Source organism: Vibrio sp. Of7-15 (assembly GCF_022347565.1).
Taxonomy (GTDB): Bacteria; Pseudomonadota; Gammaproteobacteria; order Enterobacterales; family Vibrionaceae; genus NORP241.
Genome location: NZ_JAKRGH010000010.1, coordinates 127236 through 153157 on the forward strand (window position 1 = coordinate 127236; position 25922 = coordinate 153157).

Annotated in this window: 25 protein-coding genes; 7 read left to right on the plus strand and 18 right to left on the minus strand. The window is 39.5% G+C overall.

Annotation, left to right across the window (positions count from 1 at the left end):
- Positions 1 to 239: 239 nt before the first annotated feature.
- From MHO82_RS12955 to MHO82_RS13010, 12 genes are all read right to left on the minus strand, one after another.
- Positions 240 to 716 (minus strand): hypothetical protein, encoded by a 477-nt coding sequence (locus tag MHO82_RS12955; RefSeq protein WP_239184369.1) that lies wholly within the window; start codon positions 714 to 716, stop codon positions 240 to 242.
- Positions 717 to 1051: 335 nt separating this feature from the next.
- The gene (locus MHO82_RS12960; protein WP_239184370.1) at positions 1052 to 1597 is read right to left on the minus strand and encodes a hypothetical protein; all 546 of its coding nucleotides are present in this window, start codon (positions 1595 to 1597) and stop codon (positions 1052 to 1054) included.
- Positions 1598 to 1742: 145 nt separating this feature from the next.
- On the minus strand, positions 1743 to 2090 hold the full coding sequence (locus tag MHO82_RS12965) for a hypothetical protein (RefSeq protein WP_239184371.1): 348 nt from the start codon (positions 2088 to 2090) through the stop codon (positions 1743 to 1745).
- 111 nt (positions 2091 to 2201) lie between these two features.
- Positions 2202 to 2786: a hypothetical protein gene (locus MHO82_RS12970; protein ID WP_239184372.1), complete on the minus strand. Its 585-nt coding sequence runs from the start codon at positions 2784 to 2786 to the stop codon at positions 2202 to 2204.
- A 514-nt stretch (positions 2787 to 3300) separates the two neighbouring features.
- Entirely contained in the window at positions 3301 to 3873 is a 573-nt protein-coding gene (locus MHO82_RS12975; protein WP_239184373.1) for a hypothetical protein, read from the minus strand.
- Between the two features lie 128 nt (positions 3874 to 4001).
- The gene (locus MHO82_RS12980) at positions 4002 to 4616 is read right to left on the minus strand and encodes a hypothetical protein (protein ID WP_239184374.1); all 615 of its coding nucleotides are present in this window, start codon (positions 4614 to 4616) and stop codon (positions 4002 to 4004) included.
- Between the two features lie 81 nt (positions 4617 to 4697).
- Complete coding sequence (locus tag MHO82_RS12985; protein WP_239184375.1) at positions 4698 to 5291, minus strand: type IV secretion system protein; 594 nt, start codon at positions 5289 to 5291, stop codon at positions 4698 to 4700.
- A gap of 254 nt (positions 5292 to 5545) precedes the next feature.
- Entirely contained in the window at positions 5546 to 6124 is a 579-nt protein-coding gene (locus MHO82_RS12990) for a hypothetical protein (protein WP_239184376.1), read from the minus strand.
- A gap of 94 nt (positions 6125 to 6218) precedes the next feature.
- On the minus strand, positions 6219 to 6578 hold the full coding sequence (locus tag MHO82_RS12995; RefSeq protein ID WP_239184377.1) for a hypothetical protein: 360 nt from the start codon (positions 6576 to 6578) through the stop codon (positions 6219 to 6221).
- Between the two features lie 166 nt (positions 6579 to 6744).
- Complete coding sequence (locus tag MHO82_RS13000; RefSeq protein WP_239184378.1) at positions 6745 to 7044, minus strand: DUF6694 family lipoprotein; 300 nt, start codon at positions 7042 to 7044, stop codon at positions 6745 to 6747.
- 446 nt (positions 7045 to 7490) lie between these two features.
- Positions 7491 to 7838, minus strand: a complete 348-nt coding sequence (locus MHO82_RS13005) for a hypothetical protein (RefSeq protein WP_239184379.1) — start codon at positions 7836 to 7838, stop codon at positions 7491 to 7493.
- A gap of 162 nt (positions 7839 to 8000) precedes the next feature.
- Positions 8001 to 8396, minus strand: a complete 396-nt coding sequence (locus MHO82_RS13010; RefSeq protein ID WP_239184380.1) for a hypothetical protein — start codon at positions 8394 to 8396, stop codon at positions 8001 to 8003.
- A gap of 767 nt (positions 8397 to 9163) precedes the next feature.
- Here MHO82_RS13010 and MHO82_RS13015 point away from each other — a divergent pair.
- Positions 9164 to 9424, plus strand: coding sequence for a hypothetical protein (locus tag MHO82_RS13015; protein ID WP_239184381.1), 261 nt, complete (start codon positions 9164 to 9166; stop codon positions 9422 to 9424).
- 115 nt (positions 9425 to 9539) lie between these two features.
- Here the strand turns inward: MHO82_RS13015 and MHO82_RS13020 are convergent, their stop codons facing one another.
- The 4 genes from MHO82_RS13020 to MHO82_RS13035 all read right to left on the minus strand — a co-directional run bounded on the left by MHO82_RS13020 (position 9540) and on the right by MHO82_RS13035 (position 13900).
- Positions 9540 to 10106 carry a hypothetical protein gene (locus MHO82_RS13020; protein WP_239184382.1) on the minus strand — a complete coding sequence of 189 codons (567 nt, stop codon included), beginning with the start codon at positions 10104 to 10106 and terminating at the stop codon, positions 9540 to 9542.
- Positions 10107 to 10416: 310 nt separating this feature from the next.
- Positions 10417 to 12057: a methyl-accepting chemotaxis protein gene (locus MHO82_RS13025; RefSeq protein ID WP_239184383.1), complete on the minus strand. Its 1641-nt coding sequence runs from the start codon at positions 12055 to 12057 to the stop codon at positions 10417 to 10419.
- 220 nt (positions 12058 to 12277) lie between these two features.
- Positions 12278 to 13384 (minus strand): endonuclease/exonuclease/phosphatase family protein, encoded by a 1107-nt coding sequence (locus MHO82_RS13030; RefSeq protein ID WP_239184384.1) that lies wholly within the window; start codon positions 13382 to 13384, stop codon positions 12278 to 12280.
- A gap of 33 nt (positions 13385 to 13417) precedes the next feature.
- Entirely contained in the window at positions 13418 to 13900 is a 483-nt protein-coding gene (locus tag MHO82_RS13035; protein WP_239184385.1) for a hypothetical protein, read from the minus strand.
- A gap of 201 nt (positions 13901 to 14101) precedes the next feature.
- On the opposite strand from MHO82_RS13035, the gene mobB reads away from it, so the two are divergent.
- Positions 14102 to 14674 (plus strand): molybdopterin-guanine dinucleotide biosynthesis protein B, encoded by a 573-nt coding sequence (mobB, locus tag MHO82_RS13040; protein ID WP_239184386.1) that lies wholly within the window; start codon positions 14102 to 14104, stop codon positions 14672 to 14674.
- A gap of 51 nt (positions 14675 to 14725) precedes the next feature.
- Here mobB and torS read toward each other — a convergent pair whose 3' ends face one another.
- Complete coding sequence (torS, locus tag MHO82_RS13045) at positions 14726 to 17683, minus strand: TMAO reductase system sensor histidine kinase/response regulator TorS (protein ID WP_239184387.1); 2958 nt, start codon at positions 17681 to 17683, stop codon at positions 14726 to 14728.
- Positions 17684 to 17784: 101 nt separating this feature from the next.
- Here torS and torT point away from each other — a divergent pair, with 101 nt between their 5' ends.
- The 3 genes from torT to MHO82_RS13060 all read left to right on the plus strand — a co-directional run bounded on the left by torT (position 17785) and on the right by MHO82_RS13060 (position 20482).
- Positions 17785 to 18813: a TMAO reductase system periplasmic protein TorT gene (torT, locus tag MHO82_RS13050; protein WP_239184388.1), complete on the plus strand. Its 1029-nt coding sequence runs from the start codon at positions 17785 to 17787 to the stop codon at positions 18811 to 18813.
- Positions 18814 to 18918: 105 nt separating this feature from the next.
- Positions 18919 to 19377 carry a methylglyoxal synthase gene (locus MHO82_RS13055; RefSeq protein ID WP_239184389.1) on the plus strand — a complete coding sequence of 153 codons (459 nt, stop codon included), beginning with the start codon at positions 18919 to 18921 and terminating at the stop codon, positions 19375 to 19377.
- A 118-nt stretch (positions 19378 to 19495) separates the two neighbouring features.
- Complete coding sequence (locus MHO82_RS13060) at positions 19496 to 20482, plus strand: zinc-binding dehydrogenase (RefSeq protein WP_239184390.1); 987 nt, start codon at positions 19496 to 19498, stop codon at positions 20480 to 20482.
- Positions 20483 to 20510: 28 nt separating this feature from the next.
- Here the strand turns inward: MHO82_RS13060 and helD are convergent, their stop codons facing one another.
- Positions 20511 to 22598 carry a DNA helicase IV gene (helD, locus tag MHO82_RS13065; protein WP_239184391.1) on the minus strand — a complete coding sequence of 696 codons (2088 nt, stop codon included), beginning with the start codon at positions 22596 to 22598 and terminating at the stop codon, positions 20511 to 20513.
- A 242-nt stretch (positions 22599 to 22840) separates the two neighbouring features.
- Here helD and yccS point away from each other — a divergent pair, with 242 nt between their 5' ends.
- Together yccS and MHO82_RS13075 are read left to right on the plus strand one after the other, a co-directional pair.
- Positions 22841 to 25009, plus strand: a complete 2169-nt coding sequence (gene yccS, locus MHO82_RS13070) for a YccS family putative transporter (protein ID WP_239184392.1) — start codon at positions 22841 to 22843, stop codon at positions 25007 to 25009.
- A 121-nt stretch (positions 25010 to 25130) separates the two neighbouring features.
- Positions 25131 to 25772 (plus strand): LysE family translocator, encoded by a 642-nt coding sequence (locus MHO82_RS13075; protein WP_239184393.1) that lies wholly within the window; start codon positions 25131 to 25133, stop codon positions 25770 to 25772.
- Positions 25773 to 25922 lie beyond the last annotated feature (150 nt).

Genomic DNA, 25922 nt, shown 5'->3' on the forward strand with positions numbered 1-25922 from the left:
CTTCATCGATATAAAATAGTCACTTGGCATTTTCAATTTTTCCGCCTGCCATCAGTGTTATTGGGATATTTTTGATAGAACCGCAACCTAATGAAGAAGATGTAGATACTGGTTTTTGTCTTTCACCATTTAACATATTAATAATGCGTAATTTTATTCTAAAAAAAGAAAAAATTGACACACTTTTTCGTAAAAAGTGCGTCATATTTTACAGCATCAGTTTGATAAATATGTAAAACTTAAATCTCGCTTTTTTTGTGTTCTAATATTACAGTCTCAAATTGAGATAAAGCTTTATTAGCCAAAAGGTCTGCATCCTCAGCTAACTCTTCCCAGAATCTATCGCTTGTAAATGAACCTTTATATGTATGACGTTTAAATTCAAACGTATATTCACCAATCTTATTCTTTCCATGGTAATAGATTGCATTGACTGATCTGTCGTACTCCATCGGAGTCGGCACAACGAATACTGTAAAAGCAGATAATAATGTTAATGCATCACTCTTGTAGCGCCCCTTAAATACTTCGACTTCCATTTCCATGGTATAACGATCTTCACTCAGGACTCTAGTAACTGAAGCACTCTGAGAAATATCATTTTTAAACTCTTTGCCAAATAATAAGCCTCTTTGGTAATCATCTGGTGACATACCACGAAACAAAAAATCATTTTTTAATATTACAAATACAGGCTCATTTAAATTTGATTTCAATTCGTTGTATTAAAAACCTTCATCTTGGACTTTAATTCTGGTACTCGAACAACCAGCTACTAAAAACACCACTAAAAGACAAATGGCACTCATCTTATTCATATACACAACCCAAAAAATTTAGAATTTACTGCTTAGTTGAGTTTCGTACATACCTTCAGATTCGGGAGATATACCGACCTAAGCCATATACAGAAAACACAAATCAAAGCAGCCATAACCTGAAGCTAATTTATATTCCGTAAAGAAAAAATATCTCCAATACCTACAGATAATACAGAAGAAACACCAGGTTATTTATATTTAACTGCACAGAGAAATAGATAGAAATTAAATTATAACGTCATTCCCCACACTATAAGGCTCCAAAAAACAGCGCCTAAAACTAACCATAAATAGTTCAGAATACTAAATTTATTATTTTTACTTCCATCGGGATTATTACAAACTGCATTTGCGAGTACCTGAGCTTTATATAACGACCAGCAAGCAGCAGGCAAAAGAATGAAGCTTATATAGTCAGTATATTGAAAGCCTATTTCTTTTCCTGGAAGTTGATCTGAAATCTGAGACACCACGTAAGTTAGTACGTAAACAAGAGCCCAAACATCAACCATTTTTGACATTTCTGATGTTGGGTTACTGTGTTTACCCAGCATTTTTTTAAACAAACTATGCGTAAAGAATACAGAGAAAATGCTTCTAGCAATTGGCCAAACTTTATCTCCTGTTTTATTCCTGTAATTACTCCAGTTTTTATAAAACCAATAAAAATGGTACATTCCTAAAGTCCCAAAAAACATAATAATAAATTTTTTTGGTGATACTATGTAAAACTCATCTCTAGTATTTAATGCTACTTCTTGTTCTGATTTATCCATACTTACTTTCATTTTTATTCCAGAGTTACAATTTCTAACTTGACTTTTAAATGTTGTAAAAGCCATCAGAGCTAATTTTTGATCCAAGTAAATAAAACTCAACGAAAAATAAACACTTCGCGTTGAGATTTCATTTTGGTCGTTTTTATATTTGCGAATTAGTCATATTCTCAGACTGTACCGGTTTTTTACATGCTTCCAAGGCATCACTATTTTCAAGCATGAGTGAAACAAGAGCTAACTGATACCTTTGTGGGTCAGCAGAAAAATTTGCTCTTAACTCCGGTTCGGCTGCATCATACAATACATCTGACTGGCAATCACAAGCTCTCTTATCGCCACCTTTAATATCACACGCAATATCCAACCCCATACGGAATAGTTTGTCACCCGCCGAATTTGAGCGTACCTTTTCTGCAGTGCTTACGTTTGATTTTTGGGCACTACAAGCTGTTAATAACACAATGACTATGGCCGCTATTATTTTTTTCATTTTTTAATAACAAACTATATTAATTAATATATTTTAATTTCCGATATCTAGAATGCCCAGAAGGCTTGCTTTACTTTGGAAAAAAGCAATTAAGAACCAATATATAAGCGTTTAGTTCAGAACTTCAACAGATTGATCCGATTTTACTTTATGAGCAAACTCTACTTGAGCTATTTTCATGTCCATTTCATCTTTTGTTAGTACACCTTGTTCATGCAACCAATTGAATTTACCTATTTCATTATCAATATCATTTTCTTTATTGACTTCACCATACCAGTCTAATAACTGCTTTTTCTTTCTAGCTTTAAGCTCATCAACTATTACATCATGTTTTTTATCATGAATAATATAAATATTTCCACGCTCTGCTTTAAATACAGAATACTTAACTTTAGAAAAGTGAGCAAAAACCACACACAGTAGCCCAACAGCTAACCAAAAGCCTTTCCCTGTAAGAGGTGCATTTAAATAAATTGCATATCCAAGCTGAAACACTCCAAGAACACACCATAGCAACCCTACATTTCGAAGCCATTCATTTTGCTCAATTCGCAATGACGACTTATTAGGAAAATCCGCATAGTGTAAGTCAACGTCATCTGCACCACTTTTATCCTTAAATGAGAAATTGAATGACTCATCAGAAAATGTAAAGGTATGTTTATTTGAACGCTTTTTTTGTACTATTTCCATTTTTAACACTCTGTTTATATTCAAGGTTTAAAAGTTTCTCTATAGACACTGGGTACTTACCTCTAAACTAAAAAATATTAATTATGTGCTGTTAACACTAATACCACCGAATACTAATAACTGCATAATAACTAACCAAACCCACTAGAATTCGACGGCCGAGCAGCTCAATACGATGATTTCCATTCTGAAGAAAATATATCGAGTGCTTCGATCTTTTAATAAAGAATCAAAAGTGGTGACAACAAGGTTCTAAGAAATTGATTTAAATAATTTATTAATTTCATGAAGCCTATTTATAAAATTAATTATACGGCAAAGCGGTTTAAAATTAAATGATATATTTAAGATCATACATTTCTGCCATGAATGGTTGGCTATTACTCAAAAAGAACAAAAATTTGAGATAGAATAAATACTTTCGGTGGGTAGAAAGAATAAAGAGATAGGACGATGTGCACACCACCCTAACTAAATATGAAATGCTCTAGGTTAAACCTAATCAATGAGTTGTTTACTTTTCAAACATAATAAAGCTAGGTGCTGTTGTTCCATCATTGACATACTCTACTTCACGCCAACCTTGTGATTCCCATTGCCGCTTAATTGTTACATATTTTTCTTCTTGTCTGACTTCCGTAGATCTAGTATAAAATATCGCTTTAGCTAACTTAGCCTTTGATTTACCATACTTTATCGAATACTTAGACATAACTAATGCTGAGGATAGAAGTGCAAATATCAGTACAATAAAACACCAAGGCGTTTTCAAGCTGGCTAGATAAAAAACAAATACAAAAAGAAAGACACTCACATACTCAAATGCAACCTCTTCCACAGCCCCTGCCACTTTAGTACTATTCTTTTGGTGGCGTTGTGAGGGTTCAGATTGATTTTTATACTTTTCAATCACCTCATTTGCTATCTGTTCAGCTTCTTTACGAGACATCCCCGTCACTTCACAGATAGATTCTAACGTTGAATTCAACTTATCTATGTCTACAACACTTTTGTTCTTCCTTTTTTCAAAAGCCTTCTTAATGATTTCATTGATCAGTTGCTGTTCTTTCCAATCCGGGTTATTCATCTTCTAACTCAATTCGTATTTACTTATGTTTTGGCTATACATCATATTAGTTACCTGATAGGTGAATATCTACTGATTCACAATAGTCTTAAATTCCCTATCCACAATGGTTCAACTGATGAACTAAACTACTGCTGCCTATTATTCTCTGTTCTGTACTGGATCAGCTCAATTTTCTCAGTGTGTTCTCTTGCTTTCTCTGTAACTAAGCCCTGAGCTTTATATTCTCGGTACTCCCCAAGCACAATACTGGATATGGCAAAAGAAATAATGAAAATTATAACCCCTCTTGCTATAAAAGGTACTTTATAACCTGTTTTAATGTAGGCAAGTGTTCGAACAGGCGGAAGTAAAAAACAAGCGATAATCAGAAAGCCCATAGCAATTAAAAACATATCATCGGTAAAAATAATACTTAGGAAGAAGAAGAAACAACCAAAAACCCAACTAAAAAACAAACTGAATAATGACGGTTTTGAAAACTCTAAAGGCGTTGAAAGCTCTAAAGGTGATGTTGAACGATCCAAAGGTTTTGAAAACTCAGTTCCATCTTTATGCTTTTCAATCACATCATTTGCTATCTCTTGGGCTTCCTCACGAGATATCCCCGTCACTTCACAGATAGACTCTAATATTGAGTTTAATTTACTTTCACTGATAACACTTTCATTCTTCTGTGTATCAAATGCCTTTTCAACTATCTCATCGAGCAGTTGCTGCTCTTTACAATCCGGGTTACTCATTTTCTAACTCAATTCGTATTTACTTATATTTCGGTTATACACCATATCAACCATCTGATATGTAAATATATTTACTACTACCTATTGTTTTCTGTACTGTATTAATTCAACTACTTCAGCGTGTTCTTTTGCTTTCTCAATGTCCTGTGCTTCCTTATCTTTTCTTTCTCCAGTTAAAACCCCAAATGTCATAAAGAGAAAAATTATAAACACTCTCGCTGTAAACGATATTTTATTACCTGTTTTGATATAGGCAAATTGTCGAACTGGCGGAAGTAACAAGCAAGCGATAACAAAAAAGCACAGAGCGCCTAACAATGTCTTAGAGAAAGCCAAAATACTTAATAACAAAAAGAAACAACCAAAGAACCAACTAAAGACTAACCGGGGCAATAAAAAATTTGAAGGCTTTGAAGACTTTGAAGACTTTGAAGGCTTTGGAGATTCTAGAGGCTCTGAAGCTTTTGTAGGTTCAGTACTATTTTTATGCTCTTCAATTACCTCCTTAGCTATCTCTTCAGCTTCATCACGAGACATTCCCGTCATTTCACAGATAGACTCTAATGTTGCATTCAATGTATTTTCATCGATAACATTGTCGTTCTTCTTTTTTTCAAATGCTTTTTCAATGATCTCATTGAGCAGTTTCTGTTGCTCTCTATTTGTATTACTCATCTTCTAACTCAATTTGTATTTATTTCATATTTAGCTACTAAAAAGCGACACCTTTAACGAGCACAGTACACTAAGTTGGCAGGCGAATAGTCTTTTTGCTACGTTAAGTGCTATTACTGTGCTACCTATCGTTGTTGGTTAATACCACACCAATCATCTTATATGTACAGTTTTACCGCAGTAATAAAGCTAACATAACGCTCACTATTCATCTGCCTTTAGGTTCTATAAAGAACCATATTGCTTATATTCCCTTACCGTATCTGTTCAACGGCTTCAACTTGTTTTTTTGCTTTTTCAACAGCTAAATCCTGAGCTTTTTTTTCATCGACTGCCGTAAGAAAAACACCTGACATTACAAAAAGGACAAAAATTGCAGCTCCTCTAGCCTTAGAGGATATTTGCTTACCTGTTTTGGTGTAAACAAACTCTCGAACAGGCGGGAGTAAAAAACAAGCCATAGCTAAATAGCACAAGGCAACTAGAAATGTCTGTGAGAACGCACTAATACTTGATGCTATGCACCAAACGCCAAAAAACCAGCTCCATTTTGAAAATTTTGAAGACTCTGAAGGCTCTGGGGACTCTGGGGACTCTGGGGACTCTGGGGACTCTGGGGACTCTGAAAACTTAGATGTATTTTTATGCTTTTCAATCACCTCGTTGGCTATTTCTTCCGCTTCTTCACGAGATATCCCCGTTACTTCACAAATAGACTCTAATGTTGAATTCAATGCATCTTCATCAATAACATTTTCGTTCTTCTTTTTTTCAAGTGCCTTCTTAATAATGGCATTAATCAGCTGCTGTTGTTCCAAGCTCGGATTACTCATCTTCTCACTCAATTCGTATTTACTTTATCTAGCAACTAAAAAAGCCTACATCGTCAACGAACACAGTAGGCTCAAATTTACAAAAAATAACGCTTTACCACGTTAACTGCTGCTGTGCTGCCTTTAGGTTTTGGTTATACATCATATCAATCATCTGATACGTACACATGTCTACGGTTCCACAATAGTCGTGGATTGCTCTGTCCAATACTGGTCGGTTTGTAGCCTGAGTTAGCTTTTTAAAAGCATTCAGGTTTTGTTTTTCCATCATTCGAAGCATCGACTCTTGACACATATCTACTGTTTGACAGTAATCTTGTTTCACTCTGGCTTGAATATACGCAACAACTTCTTTTTTTTGTGCATCAGAACCATCAAAATCAAGAGGGTGAATGAATTTCGCACTCGCTGAAAATGACATCATAGACAATAAAGCAATAATGAATTTTTTCATATTTTCCCACAGCCATAATAAAAGTAATCTGTTGAACGAATAGCGTATTGAATTGAACGCAAGGTATTTAAGGTGTTACATAAAAGAACAGATACAGCAGGATTTTACGGCAGCAATGAAGCGACCGTAAATTAATTCTCACCCTGCTTCTCTGTTCTATAAAGAGCTACTGCTGCTTAGAGAGAGCGATGATCTCATCCGCAGTCTTTCCGCTGATCGACTCCGCAATTTTTGCGTTAATATCTTCTTCAGAAGCACCATTTCGCATGGCGGTAAAACCAACTTTTAAAAATAGTTGTGCTAGGCTTGCTTGAAGTTCTTTCTGTTTTTCTTCTGGTAAACTTTCCATCATTTCCTCCATCGAGGATTTCATTGCCTCTTGAGAAGAGGAGTCAATTGTTGGTTCTCCGCAGCCAGCAAGAGCGACCAAAAGAAAAAGTGGAGCTAATTTACGAAATTTAATCATGATAAACCTAACCTAAATAATCATGCTTTTAAGGCATAACGAAACGTGAATTCATATCAAACTAGGCAAAAGTTGCCAATTTTATAAACTCATTAATTTTTATACTGGTACGACTAGAACAGAATGATAAATCGAGGCATTCTGTTCATGTAATTCAGATTAATAGAGTTACCTCTATTTATGGCAAACATCAACGTCGTATAAAGATGAAAGCACCTGAAGTACATATGCGCGTATGATACTGTAAAAACTCAATTTTTTTTAAGAGTTTTTGACAATAATGTTAGGTGTGCCGACTATCAATAAATTATTGTGATTATTAACATTAGTGTATTGTTCAAATAAAAAACAAAACAGCTGTGGAAAAGAATAGTGTTTCTTTACATAGTTAGAAGCCGTTCAAAATAAAGTCAACAAGTTGATGTCACAGCCATCTACCTGCCATGTTAATTTATATCTTTAGCATTATTGAGGTACTTTCCGTTGAGATGCTCTTTAAATAGCTTATTTTTCTCACTAAGCCGTACAGCCCGATATTCGGTCGTTAACTGTACGTACGGCCTACAATCTATGGAGTACCTATTCCCATCAAAAAAGATACCATCACCTTCAACTAGCTTAACCTGCCAGCCCACGGTATAACCAGGGCAATTCGATACAGCCGATACTATCTCGCCATTTGCCCTTTTAACCCTGCCAAAACCATTCCTCTGTGTGCCTTCAAGAATTACTCCAATTTCAATACGCTGATTTAAGCCATGCAATTCATACCATCCATACAGTGCAATAGACAATAGAATGACCAATGAAACTCTTGCGTGAGAACTCACCCTCTTTTTCGTTTGAAAACATAACAGTTACTCATTTTCACTAACATCAACGACTCCTAACTAATTAAGAGCACGCTGATATAAGTGTACCTTGTTGAATCAATAAAACACATAAACTGCACGGTATTACCTGATCTCTATCCTTACAACATTGCTGTCTATACCACCAAGAACAATTGGCTCATTTTTGTGCAGCAACACTGACGTTTGTATCTCTTGGGTACGGTTACCAAAATAATTTCCTTCGACTCTTTGGCTTTCATCTAATTTGTTTTCTTCAAAAAACCATATTTGGACAAGGTAACCATCATCGATATTTTCGACAGTACCAGATATAGATAGCGTTTTTAGTTGTTCTGTTTTCGTCTTTTTAAAATTCCCACTTCCTGTAATAGCAGCAGAAATGACCCCCCCACCTGAATGAACTATAACTTGCTCTGGGTGAATAATATAACGCGAAGAACACCCCCCGATAGATAAAACAACCACAAGTAATGCTTTCAATAACGAAAGAGTCTTCATTTTTATTCCTACTGAAGGGTAATGCCTATTCTCGCAGAATGTCACAATTTTCTGCTTAACCTTACATAAAGATGTTACTAATACTTTACGAACCAAATTTCATATTGTTATTATGTTCCTAATTTCCATACCTTACTTCTTTGTTTTGCCGATGAGCTAGCCGCCCATCGGCTTTTTTATCGATATCTCAATACCCCCGCTCCTATCAACGTTCTGCTACAGCCGTTAGCAATTTCTTATTTTATTAAAACCGTTTTATAAATTACACCACAGTAGTCAATGCCAACTTTGCTTCTATGTTTTACAAATAACACGATAAATTCATGTAATTAATATGTTTCTATCTAAAATTTACGCGACTCATCTCTGTATTCTTGTTAAAGAAGATCGCTATACAAATGTTTCATAATTAGTATACTTGTCTCAAAATCAAGATATGAAACCAATATGATAATAGAAGAAGATTACCCTTGCCCAAATTGTGGGTTTGATGAGTTTTGCTACAACGAAGATGCGACATGGAGGTTATGCCTAGACTGCATGCTATTTCAATCTGTGTACGATAAGTCAAGAAATCGTCAGCCTACCAAACTTATGCCTTTTTTTGTTGGACCAGGAATTAGCCTATACCATTAACCTCTCGATATTGAGCCTTCAACTCTATGTTTTACGGCTCATATCTTTAACCGATAAGCACTTCGCCAATTAGCATACAAAAGGAAGTTTGTTTCTTAGCAAAGCATTAAATATCTTGCCAAAAGCACTGTATGGATATACAGTTAAGTATTGTAGTTCGTATCTTGATGGGAAAAGTAATGCAACTAGCCGATGTGAATGCAGAATTAGCACAAAAGCCAAAATGGGAAGTTTGCAGTTCTTGTTTAGAGGTTTCTGAATGTATTCAATTTATTGGTGCAACATCACCATGGTTAAAAGCTGGATTAGGCAACCCTAATAAGATCTGGCGCTGCAAAAAATGCACACCAGTGAAAAGTAAATCTTTATTTTTAAAAGATAGTGCAGCTTGATTATCCACAGCTAAAGATAACAAGAAACCTACCCAACTACCAATTCTCCTATACTCTAAAATGATAAAGAGCACCCATAAGTGCTCTCTATCTTTTTTACAGAATTACAGCCAGCTTAGAAGGCGTAACCAACAGAAAACGAAATGTCATTTACTGTTGATGTAAACTCAGCATTAGGTGCAGCTGTCAGAGGCTTATGCTTTTGCTCTGCTGTATTGTAATTAAGAACAGCACTTAAGAATAAGCCGTTATCCATTAAGTAATCATAACCTAGGCGAAGCAATAAGCCTGTGCTGCTATCACTTGTCGCTGTAGTGATTGATGAGTTTTTAAACTCAGTTTCCACATTAGAAATACCAGCACCTAAAACAATGCCACGGTAAGCACCCTGGTTATTAAAGTTATAATCGTATGAGATACCAGAGACAGTTGCCTTCATTACATTTGAATCGTCTTCTTCACCCGAAAAGTAAAATACATTTACTTTTGAGTTCGAACCAAACATCACACCACCATTAAACACAGCAGTTGATCCACCATCTGAGCTCGCCTCTGCACCAAAAGCGGAAGATTCATTATCGATGCTAAATACATTCATACCAACGCTAGCGTAAGGCATAATCTCAGCATATGAATTAAAGCTCAAAGTAAATAAAGCCGCGCCTGCTAATAATTTTTTCATTTTTATTATCCTAAATACATGTTTAACTAGCAAAATTATTTATGGCGCGCAGCATAGTCAATTTATTGACAATATCAATGAATTAATAAATCATTGTTCATTTTATTGATGATTATGTGATTTAGTTCTAAAAACCTCATATGCATTACAAGTCATACTTTAGGCTTGAAAAACAAAAAAGCCTTCTCGGTATAACCCGAAGAAGGCTAAGAGTTTTATGAACAACCTTATCAGAATGCCTCTCTGTTAAAGGCCATACAATTACAAGAATTTAAGCAATAACGCTGGATCAAACAGTCAAAAACACACCCTAAACCTTAAACTGATCCACCAAGCTATCTAACCGCTCACATTGCTCAGCAAGTGACTCACACGCATTTTCTGCACTGCTCACCATTTCAACCATTTGATAACTATTGCCAGCAATTTGTTGAACATTGGTGTTAATATCTTCACTCACTTTACTTTGCTCACCAGCCGCTGCTGCAATGTGCGTATTCATTTCATTAATGACTTCTATAGAACGGCTGATTTCCTCTAACGAACTGGATGCTGAACCTGCCTTATCTACGGTTTCTTCACCACCAATTTTACTCGCTTCCATTGCTGTCACCGCTTCTTTTGCACCAGCCTGTAAACGCTCAATCATGGTTTGAATTTCACCCGTACTTTCTTGCGTTTTACTTGCCAAAGCCCGAACTTCGTCCGCTACGACCGCGAAGCCACGCCCTTGCTCACCCGCTCGTGCTGCTTCAATCGCGGCATTAAGCGCTAACAAATTCGTCTGTTCAGCAATACCCCTTATCACATCTAAAATAGAAGCAATATTCGCAACATCCGCATCTAACGTGTGAATCACTTCGCTGGCATGTTCAATCTCATTGGCTAAGTGCTGAATTGATTTTACGGTATTACCTAATACATCGCTGGCGGTTTGAGACTCTTCGCTCGCGCGCTTACTGGCAGAAGCAGCTTCATCGGCATTGCCGCTTACTGATTCACTGGTCGTTCGCATTTCGTGTACCGCTGCAGCAACCACTTCACTTTCCTCTTGCTGGCCGGAAGCACTTACCACCACACCTTGAGTTAAGCTTTTAATGTTCTCCATTTCGGCACGAACCGCGTTTGAAGCAAAAATCACTTCTGTTACCGTCGTTTGAATTTTTTCAACAAAGGTATTAAAAGAAGACGCTAAGCTTCCAACCTCATCTTTGGTTTCAGCATCAATACGTTTTGTTAAATCACCATCACCAGAAGCAATCTCATCCATTGCTTTTGACAGACGCTTAATCGGCGCTACCAACCAACCAGAAAGTAACCAGCTAAATACAACAGCAAGAAGAATAGCGACTCCAGTTCCAGCTTGGAGTACCAAGGAGGCAGTATCTCGTGCTGCTTCACGCTCCACTCGCAATGACGCCTGCTTGTCTCTTATCGTTTTTTGCATTTCGATTAAAGCGCCACGTAGCTCTGCAAATTTAGCATCCATGGTTGATCTTGTACGCGCGTAATAATCACTCGCATTAGCGGGGTTATTGAAAAGTGGCTCATACAGCCCCACCCACTGATCAATTGAGGAATTGAGTGTATTAAATGTATTTCGCGTATGACTTGGCAGTATTTTTGAGTCATATAACATTTGGGCTTTACCTAATCTAGGGCCCGCTTTGTACGCATTATCTTTAAATTCTTGAATGTTATAGTTGATTTTTGCTTGGCTTCCTTCAGCAAGTAATAAACCCTGTGCGGCTGTCATTACTTGGTAAATATCACGGTAACCACTTTCTAAATCTCCTAACACCAACTGCACTTTTTGCAGTCTGCCATTAATCTCATCTTGTTTATTAAACATAACGACATTAAAAATGGTTATGCTAACAAATAATGCTACGACCAATGCCACTGGTATCGACATCTTAACCCGTAGTGGTAAGTGATTTAGCCACTTCATGAATTCACCTTGTTTGTTATAAATGATAATACTTACAAGAATTTTAGCTGTTAACTGTATAAATATGAATGAATTACTAACTATAACCCTAATAAATATGACGATTTACTGAAAACTCACGTACTAACTCCACAATTAGGTGCTTTGCCTGACTCAAATTTAGAAAAAGCACAAGAAATACTTTACGTTTTAATGACTTATCTAAGTTCAAAGCCTGTAACTACTCTATTTCAATATCAACCCACACTAAGCGGTGATCGCTGCCTGCTTGCGCTCGCTCTCGGCCTTTTTCATCACAAATAAGCGCGCGTTCAGAACTGCCTTGAGCTGGCCAAAACACGCCAGACCCAATTGCATTCAGATCTGTGCTGGGCAATACATAATCTAATCGTAGTCCATTAATATGTGTCCATGACGCACGCTCACCTTTTCTTGGCTGCCATACACGAGCTTGTACTGCCCCCTTACTTTTCGGCATTAAGCTTCCATGAGAAACTCGCTGATTCACTCGCTTATGCGACAATAAATTGCGTATAACTTGAGTCTCCCCATCTCCGTTTATTGGATCAGCATTTAAATCTCCCATGATCACAAAAGATTGCTCAAGCCGGAGGCCACCTTGTCTCCCGCTATCATCCAGTACAGATGATGCCGGATCCAACATTTCATGAATGAGTTTTAGCTCGTCTTTATTGCGTCGCTTATTGCGCTGCTCTATCCCATCAAATACAGGCGGTGTAGGGTGACTTGCTAAGACTGATACCTGTTTATCATTAATGGTAATCGGGATCTCACAGTGGTTTTTAGATGATAAACGAAGTTCATTTAGCGCTTGAGGAGAGTAATAGTTTTCTGGAATCGAATGGGATGGTAAATTTTTCCAAAGCAGCTTTTGCCATGATCGAATATTATTTGTGTCAATCGGGTATTTGGATAAAAGTACAAAACTAAAATGGCCATGATGAAAGCCAAAACCAATCCCGTCATCGGGCAACGATGGGATCTTCTCGCCATGCAATGAAACACTAGCAAGTAATCCAGTATTTGACGGTGGACAATAGGCATAAGGATATAATGGCTTATTTGAATTTGAAGCGTGATCAGTTAAATAATCACGGCAAAAAATATCCAAAGATCCATCGTCTCCACCTTCTCCTGGATGATCAAATTCACATAACAGAAGTACATCTGGAGCCGTCTTTAAAATAATACTGGCCAGTTTTTTAAAACGAGGATGAGATTGATTTAACAGCTGCTGCTTGATCGCTCCTTGCTCTGGCAGTGAAAGAGATATATTAAACTGAGCAAAACGAACTTTAGTGACCACAACATTAACCTGATAAAATAATAATCGGCTAATTTAGCTAACTAATGTTTTAATTGCCATTCTAATCTGTTTCGCGTCTTGCCCTGCCCGGTGCTTAATTGGGCCTTGAGCTTCTAGGGCTTTAACAAACACATCTTTACCAATCCCTTCCCCTTTAAGCCAATGTTTTACTTCAAGCAATAAAAAAGAAGGCCTCATGTGTGCGGCATGATATAAACGCCCTAACCAAAATAGATCCCACTGGCTATCACACAATACATAATCATAATGCGCTAATACTTGATTTAAAGTTTGGCATACCTGTATCACAGACATCCCATCTTCAATCAATTCTGCTCGGGAAATATGATGAATTTCATTTTCAGCAACATCATCCCAATAAGTCCATAAATCAGCAGATGTATTCGGATTAATTAGTACGCTTTCAACCCTACCATCTGGTAATGAGAACCCCACTTCGATGGGATATGACTGTTTCGATAATCCAGAAGATTCGAAATCGAGAGTTGCCCACATTTAACACTCCTTGTTCAGCTACTTCACGGCTAACACCTGCCATCGACTGCTGAGCTTCCTGCCCACCTATCTTGCATCCCGCTTGTGTCTTTTAAAAGACTAGTTCATTTTTCCTACTATCGACAAACTACAAAATAAAGACCTTGTGATTTTTAAGATTAAACGACACAATTCTTACTCTCACCTAAATAAAGAATAATCATGAACGCCGACATGAACATCGATAGTCACGGTCTATTTTTACTGGGCTTTGCCGGATACAGTGGCTCAGGGAAAACAACACTACTCGAAAAAGTCATTACTCAGCTAAAGCAACACAATATAAGAATTGGGCTGATCAAACACAGTCACCACACTATCGAACCAGATACTCCCGGAAAAGACAGTTACCGGCTGCGTCATGCGGGTTGTAGCCAAACCCTACTGGCAACCAAAGAAAGACACATGCTTTATTTTGAATACCCAGAAACTAACCCACCCGAACCAGAACTACAACAATGCATTGAGCAATTGGATCATTCATGCCTTGATATGATCATTGTTGAAGGTTTCCGTGATGAAAAGTTTCCAAAATTGGAGATACACAGACCAAGCTACGGCAAGCCGTTATTATGTGAAAAAGATGAACACATTATTGCCATCGCCAGTGATGATTTCAGCCCACTGAACAGCACCGAATTAACTTCATTACCTCAGCTTGATCTCAATAATACAGACCAAATATGCCAGTTCATTTTAGAACGCTATCATCAATTTTCAGGATCATCGCTCTAATCAACTTTAACTCTGAAAAGCGTTAATGATGAGGCTTGATCAATAACGCTTTTAGCCAAACCTCTCATGTAACGCCTGCTGAGACGCTTCAACTAAATACGCCATCTCACTGGCTTTACATTGACTAAGATCTCCTTCTTTTCCAGCCACTTCAAATTGTAAACACAATTGATGCAACTGCTGTAAACCTAAACTGCTGGCCGATCCTTTTAATCGATGAGCCAGATCAGCCACGGCTTTATAATCTTCTGCTTTTAAAGCGACTAAAAGAGGCTTTAATGTGTCATTTGAGGACATTTCAAATAAGCTCACTAGCTTACTGATCTGCTTATCACCCAAAACGGCTAGATCATTGGCCAACACACAATCATCTAAAATAACCAACGCTTCAGAATCCGATTGAAAGCCTTCATGCTCAATTTCTTGATCTTTACTTAAAGATAGCTCAGCCCCCTGAACCACACTTTGATCCAACAAAAGGTCTCGACCTGATAAGGCTTTCACAATGCTCTCTTCCAATTGTTTCTCCACTAAAGGTTTAGGCAAAAAGCCATCAAAACCAGCACTCAAATACCCTTCAACTTCTTCATTAAATACGTGAGCAGAAAACGCAAACGCCGGAGTTGGGTTACTCTTTTTGTCTATGCCCTTGTTATTTTCAATTCGTCTTAAACGGTGCATCAATGTCACCCCGTCCGTGTCTGGCAAATTGATGTCTAGTAGCAGTAAATCAAAATCTTGATGTTCAATCACCTGCTCCGCACTGATCCCATCCACAGCAGTCACCACTTGATGCCCCAAACGCTTTAAAAAGCCTTCAGCCACTAAACAGTTCACTGGGTTATCTTCCACCAGCAAGACTTTCGCAATCACCTTTTCGCTACTTTCAGAGTCAGGTTGTTCAATAGGGCTAGTCTCAATTAAAGGGACAGAAAACCAAAAACTACTTCCTTGTTCTTCTTTTGAATCTACTCCAATTTCACCATTCATCGCATGGATTAAGCGCTGGCTAATAGCAAGCCCTAACCCTGTGCCACCATAAGCTCTTTTACCCGCAGAAGCTTGTGTGAAAGCTTCAAATAAACACGCTTGCTCTCTCGTAGAGATCCCAATTCCTGTATCGGTAACTTCAAATAACAAGTTATCGGCTGTCCCTTTATCACCTGTATCCCCAGAGCCAATAACAATTGTAACTTCACCTTCTTCTGTAAACTTAATCGCATTACCCACCAAGTTGATCAAAACTTGACGAATACGTGTTACATCTCCTAAGTAATAATCTGCTGTCGGTGTTTTGAATTCCACAACAAGCGTGAGCCCTTTTGCTGTTGCGCGGCTTTCCAACATGTAGTAAACATCATCAATCAGATTTTTTAAGTGAAATGGCGCAGACGCTATTTCTAAATGACCAGCTTCAATTTTTGAATAATCCAACACGTCATTCAAAATATCTAATAAGCTTTCTCCACTTCGATTGATCACGTCTACGTAATGTTTTTGCGACAACGTTAAGCCACTTTCTTTCAATAAAGACGCGGTTCCTAGCACACCATTCATTGGGGTTCGAATTTCATGGCTCATTGTTGCTAAAAATGCAGATTTTGCTTTATTTGCTTGCTCTGCAACGGCCCGAGCTTTGGCGTGATTCAGTACTTCGTCATTCAGTTTTTGGTTTGTCGTTTGCAACTGTTCCGTACGTTGCATCACCAGCTCTTCTAGGGTGTTCTTGTGGGCCTGTAGCTCTTGCTTTATCAAAGCTTCCGCTTCTGCCACTCTCACTAGCTCTTTCGCCGTATCACGAGCGATAAGAATAGAACGCCCCATTTTTGCTAACTCATCTTGCCCTGTAACTTTAAAGTCAAAATCCAATTTTCCGTCAGATACACTTTCTAGAGACTGAGAATATTGATTTAACCGAGTGATCACTTGAGCATAAACGTAGCGCCACATGATTAAGGCCACAATCACAATTCCAAGTAATGAAATCACCACTAAGCTGCTTTGCGCCATATTCAAAGTTTGATTGACATGACTTACCGCAGTGGTGGTGACTCGGTTGGCCTGCGTGATCAGCTTATCTACGGTCTCATTTAATTCTTGAAACTGAATTAAGTTTTGCTGGCTTAATTTATCAATATTTTGCTGGGTGTAATTTAAGGTTTTTAAACGGCTAAAAATACGCTGAAGTTCGACCAGCTCCTGGGTTAATTCTGTCATTTTCAGTGAACGGCTTGGGTCTTCAACCGCTTTAACGCGTCTTAAAATAATATGAATGTCCCCCTGGAAGCTTTTATGGAGTATTTCTATGTCACTTAAACTTTCAGAGCTTTTAGCATCATCAATGGTGTTAATAATTTTAAAAGCCAGCAACCGTAATTCATGCAAACGCTCGGCTAAATCTAAATCCACTTCTACTAACGTATCGAGCGCATTATAAATGGCTTCTTGCTCTCCTGATTCAACTAAGTCATATATCTTCGTCACATTAGCCACCGCAATGGTGTTGGAATTCAGTACTTGGGAGCTCGCAAGCTCTTCCACCTGAGAAGCCCGTTTCGTCATTTCAGAAGCTAAAGTGTTCACCTCTGATTTTAATAAAATCTTCTTACCAACCAGCACACCAAGGTTAGCCAGATTATCGATGATACCTTGTACATTATCATCGAGCGCTTTAAGTAAATGCGCATCAAACTGATAGCTTCCGAGCCCTTGTAAGCGTTGCAGTAACGACTCAATATGTAACGTAATTGCACGTCCATTAAGCTGGCGTTCTTGTTCCGTTTCTGCCTGAGCCAATACCTGAGCGGTAGAGATAATTCGAGTACTCAAATCAGACAGATGACGAGCTTCCACCAATGCAGGTACAGCGGAATTAATCACTGCACGCTCAGTTCTCGCCACCAGCGAAAAACCTGAAACACCAATTACCGCCGCTATTAACATTAATAACGCAACAATAGAAAAAGCTAACAGCAATTTACGCCCAATACTGGCTCGAATTAATAACATAGTTTGGTTACTTCACTGACTAATAATCTGTTTTAAAATAGCGTATGCTAATTGTTATTCTTGACTATTTTGCCAGTTATTGGCCGAAAGACACCAACAAAATGTTTAAATCATTACTTTTTCTAGGCTCTTTTTTTGCAGCAGGGCTATTTTTACCTATTTCGGCTTCCGCTCAAGCCCTTAATACAGTGGAAAAAAGCGACCAACCTTGGCGACTTTGTGCCGTTTACCCGCACCTAAAAGACTCGTACTGGCTTTCCGTCAATTACGGCATGGTGGATGAAGCAAAGTTACACGGTGTCGAGCTGAAAGTATTTGAAGCTGGTGGCTACCCGCATTTTGAGCGCCAAAGCCAACAACTAAAAGAGTGTAAAACATGGCAGGCTGATGCCATTTTGTTGGGTTCTGTTGACCAATTTGCGTATGAAAAAAAACTGAAACAGTTAGTGGGAAATACACCTGTGTTTGCCACCGTCAATAAGCTCAGTACTCGAGATCCTGACAGCTACGACATTATTAAAGGGCAAGTCGGCGTTGATTGGTACTGGATGGGCTATCACACCGGTCAATTTCTTGCTGCTCGTCACCCAAAAGGATCAGGAATCGTAAACATTGGTTGGTTACCTGGCCCTAAATCACGTGGTGGGACCAAACCCGTGACTAAAGGCTTTAAAGATGCCATTAAGAACAGCGATGTGCGGATTGTCTCAACATTATGGGGGGATAACAGTAAAGAACTACAACGCAACCTCATCCAAGAAGTATTAGAAGACAAAACGATCGTTTATCTGGTAGGTGGAGCCGTTGCCATTGAAGTGGCCATCAGTGAAGTGCGAGCCCAAGAGCGAACCGATCAAGTCAAGTTGATCTCAACCTATCTTAGCCATGCCGTCTATCGAGGATTACGCCGTAATAAAGTGTTGTTTTCACCCACGGATAAAATGGTGCTACAAGGGCGATTGTCTATACAGCAAGCGATCAACTATTTGGAGGGATTACCTTCACCATCCTTAGCCAATCCGGTGATTGAATCTCTGCATCCGGCCTATTTACCAACAGAGATCATAGCGCAATCCCTATCACCTGCGGAGTTCAGACCTCAATTTTCCGTATTAGCACCAATAGAATAAGAACAGAACCGTAAAAGTGATATGTTTGTCATTTTTCTTTTGCTTTTCTTAAGTACACTGAAGCCAATTAACCTATTTTGTTTATCAATCGAATGGAGTGATTGAATGCACACAACAACTCGTATTATGCCAGCGCAAAAACACATTGCTTTGGTTGCACATGATAATTGTAAAGCCGAACTTCTACGCTGGGTTAGCGAGAATAAAGACAAACTACAAGGCCACTTTTTGTACGCCACAGGCACCACTGGCCATATGCTGAGTAAAGAGACGGGATTAGCAATTAAGAGCCTAATCAGTGGCCCACTTGGCGGCGATCAACAACTCGGCGCACTCATTTGTGAAGGTAAGATCGACATGATGATCTTCTTTTGGGATCCACTTAATGCTGTACCGCACGATCCAGACGTGAAAGCCCTTCTTCGTATCGCCGCTGTGTGGAACGTACCTGTCGCCACTAACCGCGCCAGTGCAAATTTCATGGTGAACTCTCCAATGCTATCAAAAGAAACCGAAATCGAAATTCCCGATTACGACGCTTATTTAGCAGAAAGAATTCAATAAACTAGCCCTTTACCTAAAACCTAAAAGGGAGGTATTCAGCCTCCCTTTTCTCTCATCTTACCAACCAATAATGTTCTATATTCAAAAGAGTAAGGTTCACTTTTGACAAGGAACATTTATGAAAGCCTGGTTGCTCACTAAGCCAAGTAGTATTGAATCTCTGACTTTAGGTGAGGCATCTATTCCTGTTCCAAAAGCTAATGAAGTATTGATCAAAGTCGCCGCCGTCGGACTCAACCCGTACGACTATAAGCTCGCTGAATGGGGTTCTCCAAACTGGCAATACCCTAAAATTCTCGGCCTAGATATCGCGGGGACCGTTATCGAAATTGGAGAATCGGTCACCAATGTTAAAGCGGGTGACCGTGTCTTCTTTTTTGCGAATCCAGATCAAGCTGGTGGCTTTGCCGAGTATGCAACCGGCCGAGCCGTTGCCGTCAGTAAAATCCCCGCAGGCATGAGCTTTATTCAAGCCGCTACTCTGCCGTGTGCAGGGTTTACCGCCTGGCAAGCCATTCACGATAAACTGCGATTACAACCAGGACAGTGCATTGCAATCACAGGGGCTGGCGGTGGTGTTGGTGGGTTCGCTACTCAACTTGCCTTACTGCAAGGGGCCACTGTGTATGCTATTTCTTCAGCAAAACACCATGCTCGCCTAGAACGTTATGGAGTACATGCTGTGATTGATTACCAATCTGAAAATGTCCCTTTGCGTTTATTGGAAGTGACCGAAGATCACATGGTCGAAGCTCTGATTGACTGTGTTTCTGTATCCTCAGCCACCAAATTAAGTCGATTACTGCGCTTTAACGGCCAAATAGTCATGGTAGCAGATCGGTTTGATCAGGCTCCTTTAGCCACATCGACTAAGGCCATTACCCTACACGAAGTTTCTTTAGGTGCGGTATACGCCCATGGTGACGATAATCACATTGCTCATCTCGCCTATATGGGAGAGCAATTGGCTAAGCTTGTTGTTGAAGACAAACTCGATACCATGATTGATACCGTTCTACCTTTTGAAGAGCTCTGTGGAGGGCTTGCCCGCTTACAAGTTCATCATACCAGCGGCAAACTGGTTATCTCTGTCACTGAAGAGTAATGCCGCCATTCACTTTCGCTCATTTACGTTACTTACCCCCTTTATGGCGGTTCACCACCGCGTAGTTATCAATTATCAACTCTGAGATAAAACAAGATGGTTTATGGCCAAAGGTTATCCATACCTGCTCTTTTGCTCGTGTTAAAGCAACATAAAACAAACGTCTTTCTTCAGCGTGAAGAAATTCATCTTCTGAGGCCAATAATGCACTCGATAAAGAATCCGCTCTAGAGCGAGGTGGAAAAACGCCTTCTTCAACTTGTAACACAAACACAAAATCCGCTTCCCGGCCTTTACTGGCATGGCAAGTTAAAAATTCAATGGATAAATGTGGCCATGCTTTTTGCCATTGGGCTAACTGTGTGGGCTTTAAGTAATGGTTACGACCAAGAAGCATGACCGACTTACCACTTTTATGCTTTTGCGCTAATTGCTGTAATTCACCTTCAAGTTTTGCATGTTCAATGATGTTCACCGCTTTTCGTTTCTGTTGTTTAAAACTATTCAGCTGCTTAGGTAACTGGCTAGGATTACACTGAACAAAGCGGTTAGCCACTTCGCCAATCTGGCTGTTAAAGCGATATGTTGTGTCTAAATGGCTTAAACGGCAAGCACCAAAACGCTGCTCAAATCCTGTTGTTAAGCTCACATCAGCTCCTGCAAAACGATAGATCGCTTGCCAATCATCCCCTACTGCAAATAAAGAAGCACTACGGGCACCATCATTATCAGAACAAGGTTGCTGGCAAATGGCCTCTAGCAAAGCCAATCGTTCTGGTGAAATATCTTGGTACTCGTCCACCATGACATATTGCCAAGGCGACTGAAATTTACCTTTATTGATGTATTGGCTAGCAAGGCGAACCATCCCATTAAAATCGATGCTTTTGGTTTGTTTTAAGGTTTGAACATACGCTCGATAAAACGGCCAAACAAGGTTAAGCTCGCTGTTTAAACGTGTGTAATCATCATGGTGCTCAAGCCGTTGCTGGATCTCTTTTTTCGGTAAGCATTGCGTATTCAACTCTTCTATTTGACGTAGTATCCAATTAAGCAGTTTTTCATTGTTTCCTAGCTGACGAAGATCAACGTCACCTTTTAGGTTTGCAATTTGCCACTGTGATAAGTGCTTTTGCCAACGCTTTGCCACCGCTGCGGTTTGCCATTGTTCACGTAACGTTTCAGCAGCCCATGCTAAACGAGCGGTTTCATCTGTTGCAATCGGGCTAATTTGAACCGCTCCTTTCTCAACATCACGGATTATTTCCATACCCAATTGATGAAAAGTGGTTACCTTAACGCGTTCTGCTCCTTCATCACCTAATTTCTCACGGATACGCTCTGCCATTTCTTGAGCCGCTTTACGCCCAAACGCCAATAATAAGATCTGCTCTGGCTTTGTCTGCCCGCTTTTTAGCAAATAGCCTACTCTGGCCACTAACACGCTGGTTTTTCCAGAGCCAGCACCAGCAAGAATCAAGTTATGATCTTCATTCAATAAAATGGCTTTTTGCTGAGAAGGATTAAGAGGTGAACTTTCACACTCTGAAAACCAACGTTGCCAAGTAATAAGCTCAGACTCCAACCATTCTTCATTATAACGCTCAGCCCACTCTCTGGTATTTTCAACCCACCCCAATAAATTGGGGACAATATCAGGAGCAACTTGCTTGGCTAATTCATACGGAACTTTGATTTGTGCAAACGCCTCTTCCACTTTGTTTTTCAACAAATAAGCTTCAGACTCTTTTAAATATTTACCAGAATTAAGCAGACGATAAATACCTTCTTCCAGTTCAGGGGCAATTTTATCAATCTGCTTTTTCTTTTCTTGCCACCATAAAAAGTAATCTTTGGTGAGTTGATCCGCCACTTGCTGACATTGTTGCCATGGTAAGCCTAAAACACGCCAACGCGGTCGATCATACTGGTCATGAAAAACCAAACCTCCCCACAAAACTCCCCGCTTAAGTGTAATGGCACCATTCCAATCACCATAGGAAAGCCGAAATTCGGATTCGTTTGAAATAAAACAGAGTTGATGATTACGTGAAGTTAGCTGATAAAAATCACCCTGGACAAATACTTGTGCCAGCCAACTTGCGGATAATTGCATCTTGTTTCCCCTGTAAATAAAAACAGTGGTAGATTAACAGCTCTTGTGAATATTGCTAGCCTTTGTCACTGCCTAACTTATCAATCTTCCAGACTGTAATATAGTTTACTCTTGCTGCTAACACTGACATTACAAGTGATGAATTTATCATCAAAAGAAATACGTAACTCATTAATTGTATTAAGTGTTCAAAAACAGTTTGCTATTATTTGTACTTCATTGCCTTATTTAACCATGATGAGTTGAACGTGAAATTAAAACTAAGACAAGTTTGGGCCAACAATACCATTAATTACAGTGTCCGAGTTCTGATTGCCTTAGTAGGAGCCGTTTTACCCTGTTGGTATTTGGAACAAACCACCGCAATTACGCCACTCATCTTAGGTATTATTGCTGCCGCTCTAGCTGAAACCGACGACAGTATGTCTGGCCGCATAAAAGCATTAACAGTCACGTTCATCTGTTTCGCTATTGCCGCCTTTTCTATTGAATTGCTGTTTGATTACCCCATTTTATTCACCATTGGGCTATTCGCCTCAACCATCGGCTTCATTATGCTAGGTGCCCTTGGTCCTCGTTACGCCAGCATCGCTTTTGGCTCTTTGTTAATTGCGATTTACACCATGCTCGGCGCTCATGAAAGCCCTAACCTTTGGTATCAGCCAACGTTACTGCTAGGGGGAGCCGCTTGGTATTACTCAATTTCTTTGTGCTGGCAGCTTATATGGCCAATGCAGCCCGTTCAACAAGGGCTAGCAAATGTGTTCAATCAGCTGGCAACTTACCTTGAAAGTAAAAGTCGATTATTTCACCCTATTGGCAATTTGGATCCCCAACCTCATCGCATTACCGCCTCTAAACATAACGCCCAAGTCGTCGCAGCGTTAAACCAAAGCAAAGCCACACTGCTTTCTCGCGCTAAGCACGGCCAAGTCGATGCCACCAGCGATCGGTTTTTAAAGATTTACTTTCTTGCACAAGACATTCATGAACGGGCCAGCTCTTCTCATTACCGTTATCAAGATTTGGCCGACTCTTTTGGCCGTAGTGACATTTTGTTTCGCTTTCAGCATTTGTTAAACGAACAAGCGAAAGCCTGCCGAACCATTGCAAAGTCGTTAGCACTTGGGATCCCATATCGACATCAGGAAAGCTCGGTGCAAGCCCTAAATGAATTGCAAGACTCTCTGCTGTATTTAAAAAACCAATCAAGACCACAATGGCGATTACTCCTGACTCAGCTCGATTACCTATTTAAAAACTTAGCCACCGTAGAAAGACAACTTTCTAATGTCAGTAACCCTGATGCTACACCAAAAGAGGAAGACACCACCCTCGATGACAGCCGAGTAAGAACACCAAAAGACATGTGGCAGGTGCTTAAAGCAAACTTTCATCCCGACTCTCTTTTATTTCGCCACGCTATTCGAATGGCCTTGGCCCTGTGTGCGGGATACGGCTTAATTCAGGCTCTGGAGTTAGAGCGCGGTTACTGGATTTTATTAACCACGCTTTTTGTCTGCCAGCCCAACTACAGTGCTACACGCCAAAAATTAACTGCAAGAGTCGCGGGAACTGTGGCAGGTTTACTCGCAGGTATTCCATTACTGACGTTCTTCCCTGATCCCGGTAGCCAACTGGTACTGATGATCATTGCTGGGATTCTGTTCTTTGCTTTTCGATTGGCAAACTATGGTTTTGCCACCGCATTTATTACTCTGTTAGTACTGTTTTGTTTTAATCAGCTTGGGGAAGGTTATGCCGTTATTCTACCGAGATTGGGGGATACATTCGCAGGCTGCCTACTGGCGGTTATTGCTGTTACCTATATTTTGCCTGACTGGGAAGCCAGAAGGCTGCATAAAGTCATGGCCGATGCCACCCTCGCAAACCGTGATTATTTAGCACAAATCATTGGCCAATACCGCATCGGTAAAAAAGATAATTTAAACTACCGTATCTCTCGCCGTAATGCACACAACACTGACGCTAGCCTTAGTTCGGCAATCAGTAATATGCTGGCGGAACCAGGCCGTTATCGTATGGCAACAGACGAAAGTTTTCGTTTTTTATGTTTAAACCATGCCATGCTCAGCTATATTTCTGCTCTTGGGGCACATCGAACTCAGCTTGATGATGAACATACTCACCAACTGGTTTCTCAAGCGCATCGAGTGATCCACCATCATTTGGATGTTTTGCATGCCCAACTCCACCAGCTCAACACTGATTGCGAAACATTACATGAGCAAGACCAAGAACTGGAAAAACGACTGGCTCTATGGCGTGAAGAAAGCGATAACTCTCTTCGTATGGTGCTACAACAGTTGCACTTAATTCACCGAATGATGCCTGAATTACATTCCTTAGCTACCAAGCTAGCAGTAAGAACCAACAATGAACTCAGTTAGAGTGTTATAAGTTTCATATATAAATATTTACAGATTTTAATTTCAATAAATATGTTATAAGTCTTCACATTATCTTATAAGAGAGTAAGATCACCGCCTTTTTTACTCTCTAGAATTTTATATGATCGACTTTACTATATTGCCAATTTATCTATTGGCTGTGTTAGCACTGTTACTTATTCCCGGCCCGGATATGCTTCTAATTGCCAGCTCTAGCCTAGCGTATGGAAAGAAAGTGGGTCTGTCCGCCAGCTTAGGAAATTGCACTTCTGGGCTTATTCTGACCTTGTTGGCTAGTATGGGGGTTTCCACCATTATTGCGGTAAACCCGCTGGCACTCGAAGCCTTAAAACTACTCGGCGGCGCATATTTACTAAAAATGGGGTGGGATTGTTTTCGTGTCGAGTCGGTAGACACCAGTAAAGGCCCAGATGAAAACAGACAAGCGCGCGCACTCTATAAAAAAGCAGTATTCAGTAACTTACTAAACCCGAAAGCATTGCTGTTTTTCACTCTGTTTTTACCACAATTTGTGTCTAGCCAAATCACCGCAAGCTCTGGAGAACAGATGCTAGTATTAGGGCTAATCTTAAACGCATTAGGGTTAACGTTTAATCTTATTTTGGTTGCTTTTGTTGGATCGCTAGGAACTAAGCTATTAGGTAACCCAAGCTTCTTACGCTACCAACATAAAGCAATGGGCGCTATTTTCGTCATCATGGCTCTATGGTTGTTATTTAGCCAGATGCCATCTCAGGCTTAATTTACCAATAAACAATTAGTTACGTACCCTTTTATCAATTTAATGTAAGGGTACGTTACCTGTTGCAGGTATAAATGTATCCCTTTCATTGCCCCCTTCCTCTATTACCTTCACGTTTGACTGTATAAATAAAAACAAAAAACTCAATAA

Excerpts from the sequence above, each read along its gene's own strand:
- mobB (WP_239184386.1), top strand. The coding sequence starts at position 14,102 with ATGAACGCCGACATGAACATCGATAGTCACGGTCTATTTTTACTGGGC.
- MHO82_RS13015 (WP_239184381.1), top strand. The coding sequence starts at position 9,164 with ATGGATATACAGTTAAGTATTGTAGTTCGTATCTTGATGGGAAAAGTA.
- MHO82_RS13010 (WP_239184380.1), bottom strand. The coding sequence starts at position 8,396 with ATGAAGACTCTTTCGTTATTGAAAGCATTACTTGTGGTTGTTTTATCT.
- MHO82_RS12965 (WP_239184371.1), bottom strand. The coding sequence starts at position 2,090 with ATGAAAAAAATAATAGCGGCCATAGTCATTGTGTTATTAACAGCTTGT.
- MHO82_RS12985 (WP_239184375.1), bottom strand. The coding sequence starts at position 5,291 with ATGAGTAATACAAATAGAGAGCAACAGAAACTGCTCAATGAGATCATT.
- MHO82_RS13035 (WP_239184385.1), bottom strand. The coding sequence starts at position 13,900 with ATGTGGGCAACTCTCGATTTCGAATCTTCTGGATTATCGAAACAGTCA.
- MHO82_RS13025 (WP_239184383.1), bottom strand. The coding sequence starts at position 12,057 with ATGAAGTGGCTAAATCACTTACCACTACGGGTTAAGATGTCGATACCA.
- torT (WP_239184388.1), top strand. The coding sequence starts at position 17,785 with ATGTTTAAATCATTACTTTTTCTAGGCTCTTTTTTTGCAGCAGGGCTA.
- torS (WP_239184387.1), bottom strand. The coding sequence starts at position 17,683 with ATGTTATTAATTCGAGCCAGTATTGGGCGTAAATTGCTGTTAGCTTTT.
- MHO82_RS13020 (WP_239184382.1), bottom strand. The coding sequence starts at position 10,106 with ATGAAAAAATTATTAGCAGGCGCGGCTTTATTTACTTTGAGCTTTAAT.
- MHO82_RS13060 (WP_239184390.1), top strand. The coding sequence starts at position 19,496 with ATGAAAGCCTGGTTGCTCACTAAGCCAAGTAGTATTGAATCTCTGACT.
- MHO82_RS12975 (WP_239184373.1), bottom strand. The coding sequence starts at position 3,873 with ATGAATAACCCGGATTGGAAAGAACAGCAACTGATCAATGAAATCATT.
- helD (WP_239184391.1), bottom strand. The coding sequence starts at position 22,598 with ATGCAATTATCCGCAAGTTGGCTGGCACAAGTATTTGTCCAGGGTGAT.
- MHO82_RS12960 (WP_239184370.1), bottom strand. The coding sequence starts at position 1,597 with ATGGATAAATCAGAACAAGAAGTAGCATTAAATACTAGAGATGAGTTT.
- MHO82_RS13000 (WP_239184378.1), bottom strand. The coding sequence starts at position 7,044 with ATGATTAAATTTCGTAAATTAGCTCCACTTTTTCTTTTGGTCGCTCTT.
- MHO82_RS13055 (WP_239184389.1), top strand. The coding sequence starts at position 18,919 with ATGCACACAACAACTCGTATTATGCCAGCGCAAAAACACATTGCTTTG.
- MHO82_RS12970 (WP_239184372.1), bottom strand. The coding sequence starts at position 2,786 with ATGGAAATAGTACAAAAAAAGCGTTCAAATAAACATACCTTTACATTT.
- MHO82_RS12990 (WP_239184376.1), bottom strand. The coding sequence starts at position 6,124 with ATGAGTAATCCGAGCTTGGAACAACAGCAGCTGATTAATGCCATTATT.
- MHO82_RS12980 (WP_239184374.1), bottom strand. The coding sequence starts at position 4,616 with ATGAGTAACCCGGATTGTAAAGAGCAGCAACTGCTCGATGAGATAGTT.
- MHO82_RS12995 (WP_239184377.1), bottom strand. The coding sequence starts at position 6,578 with ATGAAAAAATTCATTATTGCTTTATTGTCTATGATGTCATTTTCAGCG.
- MHO82_RS13075 (WP_239184393.1), top strand. The coding sequence starts at position 25,131 with ATGATCGACTTTACTATATTGCCAATTTATCTATTGGCTGTGTTAGCA.